This window comes from Burkholderia sp. Bp9099, from assembly GCF_003857805.1.
GTDB lineage: Bacteria > Pseudomonadota > Gammaproteobacteria > Burkholderiales > Burkholderiaceae > Burkholderia.
Genome location: NZ_QTPU01000047.1, coordinates 13,452 through 27,999 on the forward strand (window position 1 = coordinate 13,452; position 14,548 = coordinate 27,999).

At 67.5% G+C, this 14,548-nt stretch carries 11 protein-coding genes; 8 read left to right on the forward strand and 3 right to left on the reverse strand.

What is annotated here, in order from left to right:
- Positions 1-242 precede the first annotated feature (242 nt).
- Positions 243-2,303 carry a squalene--hopene cyclase gene (gene shc / locus DIE17_RS34455; protein ID WP_124921749.1) on the reverse strand — a complete coding sequence of 687 codons (2,061 nt, stop codon included), beginning with the start codon at positions 2,301-2,303 and terminating at the stop codon, positions 243-245.
- 52 nt (positions 2,304-2,355) lie between these two features.
- Between shc and DIE17_RS34460 the strand changes: the two genes are divergently transcribed.
- From DIE17_RS34460 to DIE17_RS34475, 3 genes are all read left to right on the forward strand, one after another.
- Complete coding sequence (locus tag DIE17_RS34460; protein WP_124921750.1) at positions 2,356-3,102, forward strand: TetR/AcrR family transcriptional regulator; 747 nt, start codon at positions 2,356-2,358, stop codon at positions 3,100-3,102.
- Positions 3,103-3,813: 711 nt separating this feature from the next.
- A complete protein-coding gene (locus tag DIE17_RS34470; protein WP_124489403.1) occupies positions 3,814-4,068 on the forward strand; it encodes a hypothetical protein in 255 nt (84 codons plus the stop codon).
- 145 nt (positions 4,069-4,213) lie between these two features.
- On the forward strand, positions 4,214-5,386 hold the full coding sequence (locus tag DIE17_RS34475; RefSeq protein WP_124646692.1) for a 4-hydroxybenzoate 3-monooxygenase: 1,173 nt from the start codon (positions 4,214-4,216) through the stop codon (positions 5,384-5,386).
- 78 nt (positions 5,387-5,464) lie between these two features.
- Here DIE17_RS34475 and DIE17_RS34480 read toward each other — a convergent pair whose 3' ends face one another.
- Positions 5,465-6,364 carry a helix-turn-helix domain-containing protein gene (locus DIE17_RS34480; RefSeq protein ID WP_124489401.1) on the reverse strand — a complete coding sequence of 300 codons (900 nt, stop codon included), beginning with the start codon at positions 6,362-6,364 and terminating at the stop codon, positions 5,465-5,467.
- 183 nt (positions 6,365-6,547) lie between these two features.
- Between DIE17_RS34480 and DIE17_RS34485 the strand changes: the two genes are divergently transcribed.
- The 4 genes from DIE17_RS34485 to DIE17_RS34500 all read left to right on the forward strand — a co-directional run bounded on the left by DIE17_RS34485 (position 6,548) and on the right by DIE17_RS34500 (position 11,249).
- On the forward strand, positions 6,548-7,384 hold the full coding sequence (locus DIE17_RS34485) for an SDR family oxidoreductase (protein WP_185735422.1): 837 nt from the start codon (positions 6,548-6,550) through the stop codon (positions 7,382-7,384).
- A gap of 80 nt (positions 7,385-7,464) precedes the next feature.
- Complete coding sequence (locus tag DIE17_RS34490; RefSeq protein ID WP_409410402.1) at positions 7,465-9,279, forward strand: FAD-dependent oxidoreductase; 1,815 nt, start codon at positions 7,465-7,467, stop codon at positions 9,277-9,279.
- Positions 9,280-9,293: 14 nt separating this feature from the next.
- Entirely contained in the window at positions 9,294-9,635 is a 342-nt protein-coding gene (locus DIE17_RS34495) for an NIPSNAP family protein (protein WP_124489399.1), read from the forward strand.
- Between the two features lie 240 nt (positions 9,636-9,875).
- Positions 9,876-11,249 (forward strand): MFS transporter, encoded by a 1,374-nt coding sequence (locus DIE17_RS34500; RefSeq protein ID WP_124921752.1) that lies wholly within the window; start codon positions 9,876-9,878, stop codon positions 11,247-11,249.
- Between the two features lie 125 nt (positions 11,250-11,374).
- On the opposite strand, the gene DIE17_RS34505 is transcribed toward DIE17_RS34500, so the two are convergent.
- Entirely contained in the window at positions 11,375-12,316 is a 942-nt protein-coding gene (locus tag DIE17_RS34505; RefSeq protein ID WP_124523839.1) for a dihydrodipicolinate synthase family protein, read from the reverse strand.
- 589 nt (positions 12,317-12,905) lie between these two features.
- Between DIE17_RS34505 and abaF the strand changes: the two genes are divergently transcribed.
- Entirely contained in the window at positions 12,906-14,285 is a 1,380-nt protein-coding gene (gene abaF, locus DIE17_RS34510; protein ID WP_124668330.1) for a fosfomycin efflux MFS transporter AbaF, read from the forward strand.
- The last annotated feature ends 263 nt before the right edge of the window (positions 14,286-14,548 follow it).

The following is a 14,548-nucleotide window of genomic DNA, read 5'->3' on the forward strand; positions in this document are numbered from 1 at the left end:
GTGCGTTTTCGCAGCCACGTTGCGGCCGATGATCGTCCGAGAGGGCGGGCATACCCTACATCAGGTAGCAGGACGGGCTCGGCGGAAAGCTTTCGCCGAGCCCGTCCTCGCCGTTCATGTACTCGGCGCGTCACGCGATCGAGCGCGAGGAACGCGCGGCACCTCCCGCGCGCGGGCGGGAAGATCGCGCGCGTTGCCGCTCGAGTTCGGACTCGTGCTTGCGCTCATGCACACGCTCAGGCTCAGGCGAGCGCGGCATCCGTGGTGCGGGAGGCCGACACGCCGGCCCCGCTGGACGAAGACGTACCGGCCAGCGCAGCGCCGGCCAGACGCCGATAGCGCGCAAGCGCCCACAGCGGGAAGTACGCGGTATAGCCGTGATACTTCAGGTAGAAGATGCGCGGAAAGCCCGGCGCATTGTGCGAGCGGTGCCACCAGAAGCCGTCGTCCTGCTGCACCGATTGCAGATACGCGATGCCGCGTTTCACCGAGTCGGATTCGCAGTCGCCGAACGCCATCTGCGCGAGCAGCGCCCACGCGGTGAAGTTCGACGTGCTTTCGCCCGCATTGGTGCCGGCGAGCGCCGGGTCGATGTAGCTGTCGTTCGTCTCGCCCCAGCCGCCGTCCGCGTGCTGACGCGCGCGCAGCCAGGCCAGCGCGCGGGCAATGTACGGCTGCGCGGGGTCTTCGCCCGCGAGCGCGAGCCCGGCCAGCACGCTCCACGTGCCGTAGATGTAGTTCGTGCCCCAGCGGCCCCACCAGCTGCCGTCGGGCTGCTGCGTGCGCTTCACGTAGTCGATCGCGCGCGCGAGCGACGCGCGGTCGGCCGCGCGCTTCGTGACACCGAAGCACAGCAGCACGCGGCCCGATACATCCTCGGTCGGCGGATCGAGCAGCGCGCCGTGATCGGCGAACGGGATCGCGTTCAGGTACATGCGGTCGCAGTCGGCGTCGAACGCCGCGAAGCCGCCGTTGCGCGATTGCAGCCCGCGCATCCAGTCGAGTGCGCGTGCGACGCGCGCCGCATACGGGTGCGAGCCATCCGCGTTGCGGTGCGTGCGGCCACGGCGGTCGAGCATCGCGGTGACGACCGCGGTGTCGTCGATGTCGGGGTAGTACGGGTTCGCATACTGGAACGCCCAGCCGCCGGGTTGCGTGTCGGCGGGCGCGTTCTCGATCCAGTCGCCGCGCAGGTCGTTCACCTGGCGCTCGGCGAGCCAGTCGTATGCGCGGGCGATGCGTGCGTCGAGTTCATTCAGTGAGCCTGCCGGCTCGCCGGCGTCGGGCGCGGCCACGCCACGCGCCTGCTCGAGCGCCATCGTGCTCCACGCGGTGTCCCATACCGGCGACAGGCACGGCTGGCAGTACACGCTGCCGTCGGGCCGCGTGACCAGCAGCTTTTCGAGCGCGTTCTCGCAGTCGCGGCGCAGCGGATGATCGTCCGGGTAGCCGAGCACGTCCATCATCTGGTAGCTGTACACGATCGGCGGAAAGATCCCGCCGAGCCCGTCCTCGCCGTTCATGCGCTCCGCGCACCACGCTTCCGCATGCCGGATCGCACGTTGCCGCAGGCGTTTCGGCAGCAGCGGCTCCACGTGACGCACCGCGCGATCGAGCGCGAGGAACGCGCGGCGCATCCCGCGCGCGGGCGGAAAGTATTGGCGTTCCTGGTCGGGCGGCGTGACGAACAGCTCGGGGATCGCGATGTTGCGCGGGTTGCGCGCACGCGCCTTCAGCGAGCACAGCACGAGCAGCGGCACCATCGTCGTACGTGCCCAGTACGCGACCTTGTACATCGAGATCGGCACCCACTTCGGGAACAGCACGAATTCGACCGGCATGAACGGCGCCGCGCGCCACGGCACCTGGCCGAAGGTCGCGAGCAGGATGCGCGTGAACACGTTCGCGCGTGCCGCGCCGCCGAGCTTCAGGATCGCGTCGCGCGCGCGGACCATGTGCGGCGCCTGCTCGCTGTCACCGGCGGCCTTCAGCGCGAAGTACGCCTTCACGCTGCACGACACGTCCGGATCGCCGTCGACGTACAGATCCCACCCGCCATGCGTGTCGAGCCGCTGGATCGCGCGCAGGTAGCGCGCCATCTTCTCCTGACGCGCGTCGTCGATCTTGTCCATGAAATGCATCATCAGGATGTATTCCGCGGTGATCGTCGCGTCGGATTCGAGTTCGAAACACCAGCTGCCGTCGGGCTGCTGAAGACGCATCAGCGCGTCGCGGCCGCGGGCGATCGCGGTGTCGAGCGCGGACCGGGAGGAGGGGGCGGGTTTATTCATGCGGCGGATCATACCATCCAGCCGGAATGTTTATATCGAGACCGCGGGTGCTAACATCGCCGCCATGAAGAAACGCCCCGAACCCGCTTTGCACGACATCCCCGCGCCCGTCGACACGGCCGAACCGGCCGGCCCGCAGGCGTCCGGCGCACCGGCTGTGCCCGGTTCTGCGCCTGATTCCGCGCCTGATTCCGCGCCCGTCGCCGGCGTGCGGCGTAAAAAGGCGCCGGAACAGGTGCGCGCGCAACTGCTGGAAGCCGCGTCGGAAATCGCGACTCATCATGGCGTGGCCGCGTTGACGCTCGACGCGGTCGCCGAGCGCGCAGGCGTGACGAAAGGTGCGCTGCAGTATCACTTCGCGAACAAGCAGGGCTTGCTCGACGCGCTGTTCGGGCAGGCGACCGAGCGCTTCGCGACGCAGATGGCCGCACGCCGCGCGGCCGATTCGCACGGCGACGGCGCGGCGGCGCGCGCATATCTGCATGCGGTGCTCGACACCGCGCAGCCGGCCGCGAGCACCGACGTGCTGCGCGTGCTGGTCGCGTCGATGATCACCGAGCAGGAGACGCGTGCGCGCTGGTCGGTGCCGATGCGCGAGTGGACGCGGCCGGACCCGGTGCCGCTCGAACGGGCGGCGACGCTGATGATCTGCCGGCTCGCGGCCGACGGGCTGTGGATCTCGGAGCTGCTCGATAGCGTTGAGATTTCGGCGGAACTGCGCGCGGAGATCGTCCGGCAACTCGACCGGATGACCGCGGCGGAGCCCGCGGGCACCGGCAAGATCAAGGGTGAGCGCGGCCGGCGCCGCTGAGTATTCAGTCGCCGGACAGCGCGACGAGATCGGCATACGCCGCACGCCCGTCTTCGCGAAGACCGCCTTGCTCTGGCTGAGCACGGTGCGAATCTGTACGCCGTTGCATGCCGCGTGCTCGGTCGGCGCCAGGCCGCAGGCTATACCGGTCGCGACGGCCGGTTCCGGGCGGGTGAGCGAGAGCGGACGCCGGTGCCGGTGCGCGCGTCGCGCACGAAGCAGTTCGCCGCTCGCGCGTCGGCGAGCGCCATGAGGGCCTCGAGCGCGACGTCCGACTGTTCGGGATCGACGGCGGCCGTGCAGAGCGCCGCGATCGACTCGTCGGCAGCGCAAATCCTCGCGTCCCCGTTCCCCGTTTGCCGCACGCGCTACGTTGCGCGTGTTGCCGCATCGCGTTCGCCGGATCTGGCACGCCGGCGTGTCGCACGGATGCGGTGCGATCGACTTCTGCAGGCATCCTCAATTTTGGGGATGCCATCGTGAGGCGGAGTGTCTACGATCGGCAACGAAGAGAGGGGCCGTGGACGTGACGCGTGCGGTACGACATCGATCCGACGATATGAAGAAAATCGTCGTGCTGCCGGGTGTTTTTCTGACATACGACGCGCGTACCGTGAAGCGAAACGAGGACGACGCGTCGAGCGAAAGGACCATGCGGCGACGCGCCGATGAAGACAGGCCGGGTGCTCTGTTTCGGGGAGTGGCAAGCACATGCTGACGAGAGACTATGTGGAGCGCGAGCTCTCTCATATCGAGAGAATGGTCGCGCTGCTGGAAAGCGATACCGATACCGGCGCGGCGGTGATGCCGGTTGCGATGCGCGTGAGTCACCCGAGTTACTGGCGCGAGCGGATCGAGGCGCTGCTGGCGATCCCCGGCATGCCGCGCCATCTGACGAAGCTCGGCAATGCGCTGCTCGCGAGGATCGACGGGATGGAGTCGCGGCCGGCGCCGGCGAAGCCCTGAACGGATGGACGCGCGCGGCCCGGGACGTGCCGCGCCCGCCCGCCTGTATCCATTATCGAGATAGTCCATATTCCGGATATCGCGTTGCGGGATAGCACTCGTCGCCGCCACACTTGCGCAAAATCAATCCCAACCGGAGACATTCATGCGTACGCAAGTCGGCATCATCGGCGCTGGGCCCGCGGGCCTGCTGCTTTCCCATCTTCTTCATCTGCGCGGTATCGAGTCGGTCGTGCTCGAGTCGCGCAGCCGCGAACAGATCGAATCCACCATCCGCGCCGGCGTGCTCGAACAGGGCACGATGGACGTGCTGACCGAATCGGGCGTCGGCGACCGGATGAAGGCGGAAGGCGCGCTGCATCACGGGTTCGAACTGGCATTCGAAGGCAAGCGCCGCCGCATCGACCTGACCGAACTGACCGGCAAGGCGATCACCGTCTATGCGCAGCACGAGGTGCTGAAGGATCTCGTGGCCGCGCGCGTGGCGGCCGGCGGCGCGCTGTACTTCAACGTGTCCGGGACGACGATTGCCGGCATCGAGACCGATGCGCCGTCGATCCGCTTCGTGCACGACGGCGTCGAACAGACGCTCGACTGCGACTTCGTGATCGGCTGCGACGGCTCGCAGGGCGTGTCGCGCACGATGATCCCCGCCGCCCTGCGGCAGGACTACGAGCGCGTGTTTCCGTTCGGCTGGTTCGGCATTCTCGTGGAGGCGCCGCCGTCGTCGGACGAGCTGATCTATGCGCGCCACGAACGCGGCTTCGCGCTCGTCAGCACGCGCTCGCCGAACGTGCAGCGCATGTATTTCCAGTGCGACCCGAGGGATTCGGTCGACCAATGGTCCGACGATCGCATCTGGGCCGAGATGCACGCGCGCGTCGACTCCGCCGATGGCCGGCAGGTCGTGGAAGGGCGGATTTTCCAGAAGAACATCGTCGGCATGCGCAGCTTCGTGTCGACCACGATGCAGCACGGCCGCCTGTTCCTCGCCGGCGACGCCGCGCACATCGTGCCGCCGACCGGCGCGAAGGGCCTCAACCTCGCGGTGTCGGACGTGCGCATCCTGACGTCCGCGCTGCAGGCGTTCTACGACGAAGCGCGCACCGACCTGCTCGACGCGTACAGCGAAACCGCGCTGCGCCGGATCTGGCGCGCCGAACACTTCTCGTACTGGATGACGCGCATGATGCATCGTCTCGACGACGCGTCGCCGTTCGAGCAGCGTTTGCAGGTGGCCGAACTCGAGCACGTGACGACGTCGCGCACGGCGGCGATGGCGATGGCCGAAAACTACGTCGGCGCGGTCGCGGTCTGACGCGCGGCGATCGAGCGGGCTGTTGCGGTCGCGGCTTCCGGGAGCCGCGACCGCGCGCATCGCCCGCACCGCGCCCGTTTACGAGCGGCCCGGCATCAGGTCGCGATGGGCCGCTTCCCTGAACTCGCCCGGCGTCAGGCCGGTCTGCTTGCGGAAATAGCGGCTGAAGTATGCGCTGTCCGCAAACCCCATCTCGTGCGCGATCTGCTTCACGCTCAGATTCGAATAAACCAGATCGCGCTGCGCTTCGCGAATCAGATGCGCGTTGACGACCGCCGTCGTCGAGATGCCCAACTCCTCCCGGCACACGCGCGCAAGCTGCGCGGCCGTTACGCCGAGCCGGTCCGCGTAGAATTCCACCGGCCGATGCTCGCGAAAATGCGTGTCGATCAGTTCGCGAAACCGCCGCAGCAACGTGGCGCGCCGATCGGTTCCGGCATGCGACGGCGCGGCCGCGAGATCGCTCAGGCGCGCGACATGCACGATCAACGCCACCAGCAACGCCATCCCGGCCGCGCCGCGTCCGCGTGAGGTGCTGCGGAATTCCTGTTCTAGCAACGCGAACAGCGGCATCAGCATCGACGCGCTCGCATCCGGCTCCTTGACCGGAATCACCGCCGCGCGTTGCAGGATCGACAGCGCGCCCGGCGCGGCGGTCTTGACCAGCGTTTCGAGCGCGCGCTGCACGACCGTGATCACGAGGCCGTCGATCTGCGGCGAGAACTCGAACGCATGGACCGTCTGCGCGGGCAGCACCACGAGGCACGGCGGCGCGAACGTGTGCTTCCCGCTCTCGATCACGACATGCCCCTGCCCGCCGCGGATGTACAAAATCTGCAATAGCGCATCGTGACGGTGCGCGGCGATATGCCAGTCGTTCGGCTGGCTGCGCTCCGGTATCCATTCGAAGTTGAACGCGTCGTACCAGGGCGGACGCGCCGATTCGCCATACAGATCGTAGTTAGGGATTCTCCTCATGCCGCACGGCCTCCTGTGTACAAATTGTCCTGTTGCTTGCGGCGTTTGTCCAATTTTCGCGCGATGCGCGCTTCTATACTTTTCCCATCGACGTAGCGCTTGCCACTGACGCAGCGCGCGACGTTCGGGTAGCGTGTGCCGGATCGAGCCGGATCTATCAAGCTCATTTCAAGAGGATACCTAATGATATCGCAAGCGAACCATCAACAGCAGGACTGGCTTCGTCTCGACGGGCAGGTGTGCGTCGTGACGGGGGCCGCGGGCGGCATCGGCGCGTCGATCGTCGAAACGTTCGTGGCGGCCGGCGCGCGGGTCGCGCTGCTCGACCGCGACGCGGACGGCACCATCGCGATCGCCGAGCGGCTGCGCGCGGCCGGCGGCAACGTCGTCGCGATCGGCTGCGATATCGGCGACGCCGCCAGCGTGACCCAGGCCGCCGAACGCGTGGAGCGCGACCTCGGTCCCGCCGACGTGCTGGTGAACAACGCCGGCCTGTTGCGTGCCGGCGGCATCGAGACCATCGACCTAGACGCATGGAACGCGATGCTGCAGGTCAATCTCACCGGCTACATGTTGTGTTCGCAAGCGTTCGGGCGCGCGATGCTCGCGCGCGGCTCGGGTGCGCTGGTACATGTCGCGTCGATCGCGGCGCGCCACCCGCAAACGTACAGCGGCGCCTACAGCGCGAGCAAGGCGGCGGTCGCGATGCTCGCGCGGCAACTGGCGGCGGAGTGGGGGCCGCGCGGCATCCGCAGCAATACCGTGTGCCCGGGAATGATCCGCACGCCGCTGTCCGAGTCGTTCTATGCGAGCGGCGACATCGAGGCACGCCGCAGCGCGATGACCGCGAACCGCCGCATCGGCCGGCCCGACGACATCGCGAACGTCGTCGCGTTTCTCGCGAGCCCGCGTGCGGCATACGTGAATGGCGCGGAACTGGTGGTCGACGGCGGCCTCGACGCGATGCTGATGGATCTCGTGCCGCGGCCCGGCTACGAGGCCGGTGCCGGCGCACGCTGATTCGCGGCCTTGCCGCGCTGCACTCACGGCGCGCAGCACGAGCACGGCGACGCACATTTATTCAAGAGATGGAGGAAGACATGATGAACGACCAGCAGCGTTCGAAGCACGTCACGTGCGATTTGCTCGTGATCGGCTCGGGAGCGGGCGGCCTGTCCACCGCCATTACCGCGCGCAAGGCGGGGCTCGACGTGATCGTCGTCGAGAAGGAAGCATGTTTCGGCGGCACGACCGCATTTTCCGGCGGCGTGCTGTGGATCCCCGGCAATCGCCATGCGCGCGCGAACGGCGTGCAGGATACGCGCGATGCGGCCCGCACGTATCTGCGCGGCGAGACGGGCGCGTTCTACGACGATGCGGCGATCGACGCATTTCTCGAGCACGGCCCGCACATGCTCGATTTCTTCGAGCGCGAGACGGACGTGAAATTCGTGCCGACGCTGTATCCCGACTATCACCCGGACATGCCCGGCGGCGTCGACATCGGCCGCTCGGTCGTCGCCGCGCCGTACGATGCGCGCGGGCTCGGGCGCGATCTCGAGCGCCTGCGTCCGCCGCTGAAGACGATCACGTTCATCGGGATGATGTTCAATTCGTCGAACGCAGACCTGAAGCACTTCTTCAACGCGACGCGCTCGCTTCGGTCAGCGTGGTACGTGACGAAGCGGCTTGCCGCGCATCTGAAGGATCTCGCGCTGTACCGGCGCGGCGTGCAGATCACGAGCGGCAACGCGCTCGCCGCGCGCCTCGCGAAGTCCGCGCTGGATCTCGGCATTCCGATCCTGACGAACACGCCCGCACGCGAACTCGCCGCGGACGGCGCACGCATCGCCGGCGCAACGGTCGGGGCCGACGGCGCGACGTATCGCATCACCGCACGCCGCGCAGTCGTGCTCGCGAGCGGCGGCTTCTCGCACGACGTCGCGCGCATCGCGCGTGCTTATCCGCACGTTGCGCGCGGCGGCGAACATGTATCGCCGGTGCCGGCCGGCAACACCGGCGACGGCGCGACGCTCGCCGAGCGCGCGGGCGGCCGCGTCGAGATCCGCTATCCGCAACCGGCCGCATGGATGCCCGTCTCGCGCGTGCCGCTCGGCGACGGCCGCTTCGGTGTGTTTCCGCATCTGCTCGATCGCTACAAGCCCGGCGTCATCGGCGTGACCCGGCGCGGCACGCGTTTCACGAACGAATCGAATTCGTATCACGACGTCGGCGCCGCGATGATCGCAGCATGCCAAGGCGAGACCGAGACGGCGATGTGGCTCGTGTGCGATCACGCGACGATCCGCAAATACGGGCTCGGCTTCGCGAAGCCGGCACCCGTGCCGCTCGGGCCGCTGCTGCGCAACGGCTATCTCGTGCAGGGGCGCACGCTGGCCGAACTCGCGCAGCGCGCCGGCCTCGATGCGGCGAATCTGGAAGCGACCGTGCGACGCTACAACCGCGATGCCGCGCGCGGCGAGGATCCCGAATTCGGCCGCGGCACGACGTCGTTCAACCGTTATCTCGGCGACGCCGACCATCGTCCGAATCCGTGCGTGGCGCCGCTCGGCGACGGGCCGTATTACGCGCTGAAGGTCGTGATGGGTGACCTCGGCACCTTCGACGGCATCCGGACCAACGTGGTCGGCCAGGTGCTCGCCGCCGACGACCGGCCGATCGCCGGCCTGTATGCGGTCGGCAACGATCGCGCCAGCATCATGGGCGGCAACTATCCGGGCGCGGGGATCACGCTCGGGCCGATCATGACGTTCGGCTATCTGAGCGCACGCCATATCGCGGGGCTGGCCGATCTAGGCGACCAGACCGACCTTCGTGACCGACTCGATCTTGCCGAGCCGACACCATCCGCCGCCGAGCCGACACCACCCGCCGCCGCGCGCGCGACCGCCTGACCCCGGAGCCGACCATGACTACCGCTAAATCCTTCATCGACCATCGCATCTATACGATCCGCCCGCGCGGCATGGCGGAGTTCATCGAGATCTTCGACCGGCTCGCGATGCCGATCCAGGTCAAGTATCTCGGCGCGCCCGTCGGCTTCTACATGAGCGACATCGGCGCGTTGAACCAGGTCGTCCATCTGTGGGGCTACGACAGCATCGCCGACTACGACGCGCGGCGCACCGCGCGCGATGCCGATCCGGACTGGCCCGCGTATCTGCAGGCGTCCGGCCACCTGATCGTCGCGCAGGAGAGCCGCATCATCCGCCGCGTCGAGTTCCCGAGCCTCGCGTACCTGACGCGCTGAGCCGATGACGATGAAACCCGGACCCGACACGGACGACACCCCGCGCGCGGGGCGATCGTCACGGGCGGCGCGGACGGCATCGGCCGGGCATGCGCGATGCGGTTAGCCGCCACGGGCTGCCGCGTCGCGATCGCCGGCCTGCAAGGGCGCCGGGTTCACGACGAAACCATGACCATGAACAGGTCCGCGCGCGGGCGGTGCATCGGCACCGTCGTGCGACCGGACCGAAGGAGACATACGATGAAAACCCCCCCGCGTACGCTCGACGTGCAGTCGTTCATCGACGCCGAGCGCTTTTCCCCCTGTCAGTGGCTGATCCTGATCCTGTGCTTCCTGGTCGTGGCCGCCGACGGCTACGACACGGCCGCGATCGGCTTCATCGCGCCCGCGCTGACGCACGACTGGGGCATCGCGCGCAGCGCGCTCGGCCCGGTGATGAGCGCGGCGCTGGCCGGGCTCGGCATCGGCGCACTCGCCGCCGGCCCGTGCGCGGACCGGCTCGGCCGCAAGACCGTGCTCGTGCTGTCGGTTGTGTGCTTCGGCGCGTGGAGCATGGTGTCCGCGCATGCGCAGTCGATCGAAGCGTTGACTGCATTCCGCTTCCTGACCGGGCTCGGCCTGGGCGCGGCGATGCCGAACGCCGTCACGCTGATGTCGGAGTACGCGCCCGCCCGGATCCGCGGCGTGGTCGTCAACGCGATGTTCTGCGGTTTCTCGTGCGGGCTCGCGGTGGGCGGCGTCACGTCCGCGTGGCTGATTCCGCAGTTCGGCTGGCAAAGCGTGCTGACCGTGGGCGGCATCGGGCCGCTCGCGCTGGCGGTCGCGCTCGTGATGCTGCTGCCCGAGTCCGCGCAGTATCTCGCGGCGCGACCGGGCACGCATGCGCGCATCGCGCGCATCCTCGCGCGGATCGCACCGCGCGAGCGCTTCGACGACTGCACGTTCGTGGCCGCCGGCGCGCGAGCGCAAACGGGCGGGGCGTCCGCGCTCGCGCAGGTCGTATCCGCGCAGTTCCGTTCGCGCACGCTGATGCTGTGGGCGGCCTATTTCATGGGACTGCTGATCTATTACCTGCTGACCAACTGGATGCCGACGCTGCTTCGCGACGCCGGTTTCAGCGCCGAAGGCGGCGCGCTGATGACGTCGTTGTTCCCGCTCGGCGGCGTGCTCGGCAACCTCGGCGCCGGATGGCTGATGGACCGCTTCAATCCGAACCGGACGATCGTCTGCGCGTATGTCGTGGCGGCGCTGCTGGTGCTCGTGGCGAGCCGCACGATCGGGCATGCCGCATGGCTCGGCACGCTGATTTTCCTGTGCGGCACCGTGGTGACGAGCGCGGTGACGTCGATGTCGGCCTATGCGGCGAGCCTGTATCCGACGCGCTGCCGCGCGACGGGCGTGGCATGGATGCTCGGCATCGGACGAATCGGCGGCGTGGCCGGCGCATTCGCCGGCGCGATGCTGATGGGGCTCGGCTGGCACTTCGGCGACGTGTTCAGCCTGCTGGCGGTGCCGGCGCTCGCCGCGGCCGGTGCGTTGTACATGATCGGCCATTGCCGCACGGAGATCACGGAACAGGAGCGCGCGAGCGGGGCGGCCGTGCAGCAGCACTGATCCGGCAGGTGCGCGATTGCAGCGCAGAGCGCGAATGAAAAAAGCCACGGAGGGTTCCGTGGCTTTTTGTTTTCGTCACGCAGCCGTTTCATGGCTGCGTATCGAACGGTTTCGTGCGAACGCGCTTACGCGATGCTCTTCGACCAGTTCGCATACCAGTTGCGGAACAGCGTGTACTGCGCTTCCGCGTAGTTGCGCTGCGCGTCGCTCAGGGCGTCGGTTTCGTTGAAGTGCAGCGTGTATTCCTTGTCGCCGTTCAGCACCATCAGGTGCTTGTAGAACAGGACCAGGTCGCAGCCTTCGTCGAACGACGACAGCACGGCCAGCGCCGCTTCCAGTTCCTTCGCCCGCACGCGCGCCACTGCGTCGCCTTGCGCGGCCTTCTTGCACAGGTCGACCAGTTGCAGCACTTCACGCGGCAGCGCGTTGCCGATACCGGTGATCGCGCCTGCGGCGCCGCAGTTCACGAAGCCGTGGAAGACCTGCGTGTCGACGCCGGCCATCAGCGTGACGCTGTCGTCCTGCGACGTGATGTTCTCGGCTGCGTAGCGCATGTCGGCGGCGCCGCCGAATTCCTTGAAGCCGATCAGGTTCGGGTGCTGGCGACGCAGTTCGAAGAACAGGTCGGCGCGGGTCGCGAAGCCGTAGTACGGGCTGTTGTAGATCACGGCCGGCAGGTTCGGCGCGGCGTTCAGGATCGCGGCGAAGTGCGCCTTCTGGGCCGCCGGCGACGCGCCGCGCGACAGCACGCGCGGGATCACCATCAGGCCGTGCGCGCCGACCTTCGCGGCATGCGCGGCGTGCGACACGGCTTCCTTCGAGTTCACCGCGCCGGTGCCGACGATCGTCGGGACGCCGGCTTCGACCAGGCGCGCGACGCCTTCCTGGCGCTGCGCTTCGGTCAGCAGCGGCCAGTCGCCCATCGAGCCGCAGTACACCACCGCGCGCATGCCGAGTGCAATCAGTTCCTTGCCCTTCTTCACCAGCGCGTCGAAATCCGGCTGACGGTCAGCGGTGCACGGCGTCATCAGGGCCGGAATGGTGCCGGTAAAAATGTTGTCGCTCATCTCGTTTCCTCACATTCAGATAGGGTCAACTGCCATTGCTGGCAACCTGGGCTGTACGCGCGCTCGCCGTCTCGTCGGTGCTGCATGCGATCCGGACGGCGGCTGGCCGCCTCTTGTTTGCCTCGGTGCCGAAACGTTGCCTCCGGTTTCGCCCGAGAGTCAGCCATCGACGGAAGTCATTCTAGCCACTTCGAATATTTTATACAATATAAAATAAAAAGGGCGTGACGAAGGTCGTCGTGCCGGAGCCGCGGGGAGGATGGCGAACCGCGCCGCAGCGGCTTTGGGCGGGGGCGACGGACGATCCCGTCGACGCCGGAAAATTCACGCCACGCCCCGTCCGTCGGCCCGCGAGCCGCGGTCGGCGTCCCATAGACGGGTCCTGCCGTACTTTCCTCTGATCAGAACCATCGCGCTCGCAGGCTCGGAACCTGACGGCCAGATGCCGCCCCGCATGTCGCATTTCTGCCGAAACCTTTTTTGAGATTGCGTGGATTGTGTATTGGATATTGTATAAAATCTTTCGACGTGCTTACGCGCGAACCCGGCCCGCCAAGGGAAATGGAAGACAACGAGAGGAGATACGGAGATGACAAGTCAGGTCGGCGAGGCAGTCTCGCCTGGTAGTGCAGCAGCCGTGCGGGACACGGCGTCGAAGCGGGAATTGAAGCGGGTCGTCGCGGCGTCGATGGTCGGCTCGGTGGCGGAGTGGTACGAGTTCTTCCTGTATGGAACGGCGTCGGCGCTGGTGTTCGGCACGCACTTCTTCAAGAAGACCGGCAACCCGATCGACGGCCTGCTCGCCGCGTTCGCGCTGTATGCGGTGGGATTCGCCGCGCGCCCGATCGGCGGGCTGGTGTTCGGTTATTACGGCGACAAGTTCGGCCGCAAGTATCTGCTGCAGGTGAGCCTGATCGTGGTCGGCGTCACGACCTTCCTGATGGGGTGTCTGCCGACCTTCGATGCGATCGGCTACTGGGCGCCGGTGCTGCTGGTGTCGCTGCGCCTGATCCAGGGCTTCGCGTTCGGCGGCGAGTGGGGCGGCGCGATCCTGCTGGTCAGCGAACACAGCCCGGACAACCGCCGCGGCTTCTGGGCCAGCTGGCCGCAGGCCGGCGTGCCGGCCGGCAACCTCGTCGCGACGATCATCCTGCTGGTGCTGTCGAGCTCGCTGTCCGAGGCCGACTTCCTGGCGTGGGGCTGGCGCGCGGCGTTCTGGTTCTCGGCGGTGGTCGTGCTGATCGGTTTCTGGATTCGCCGCAAGGTCGACGATGCGCCGATCTTCAAGGAAGCGCAGGCGCGCCGCGCGCAGAAGCAGGAAAAGCAGCTCGGCGTGGGCCACGTGCTCAAGTATCACTGGCGGCAGGTGCTGATCGGCATCGGCGCGCGGTTCGCCGAGAACATCCTGTATTACATGGTCGTCACGTTCTCGCTGACTTACCTGAAGCTGGTCGTCGGCTTCGACACCACGCGGATCCTGAAGCTGATGTTCGCCGCCAACGCGATTCACTTCTTCTTCATCCCGCTGATGGGGCTGATGTCGGATCTCGTCGGGCGCAAGCCCGTGTATCTGACGGGCGCCGTGCTGACCGCCGGCTGGGGCTTCGTCGCGTTCCCGATGATGGATACCGGCAACGACTGGATCATCATGGCCGCGATCGTGCTCGGCCTGTTCATCGAATCGATGACGTACTCGCCGTATTCGGCGCTGATGACCGAGATGTTCCCGACCAACGTGCGCTATACCGCGCTGTCGCTGTGCTACCAGGTCGCGCCGCTGATGGCCGGCTCGCTTGCGCCGCTGATCGGGCTGTCGCTGCTCGAGCGCTATCACTCGTCGACGCCGATCGCGTTGTATCTCGTCGCGGCCGCGCTGATCTCGATCGTGTGCGTCGGGCTTGCGAAGGAAACGCGCGGCAAGTCGCTGCGCGAGGTCGATGCGGAAGCGAGTCGGCGCACGCACGTGTGAGGCGGGTGATCGACGACTGATTGCACGCACGGAAGCCACCCGCGAGGGTGGCTTTTTTGTGCTTCATCGAGGATGTCCGGGGAGCGCGGGGAAGACGGCCGGCGTTCGGTTCACTACGGTCGTCACTGATTGCGCCCGGCAGCGGCCATCGACGGGTGCTGGTCGAGGGGGGGCGAATCTGCCGTAGCGCACTGCACTGCGTTCGCTCGTTCCCGGTGATGTCGCGCATGCCGTCGGATGGCGACGCGTCGACAACGGGCGTA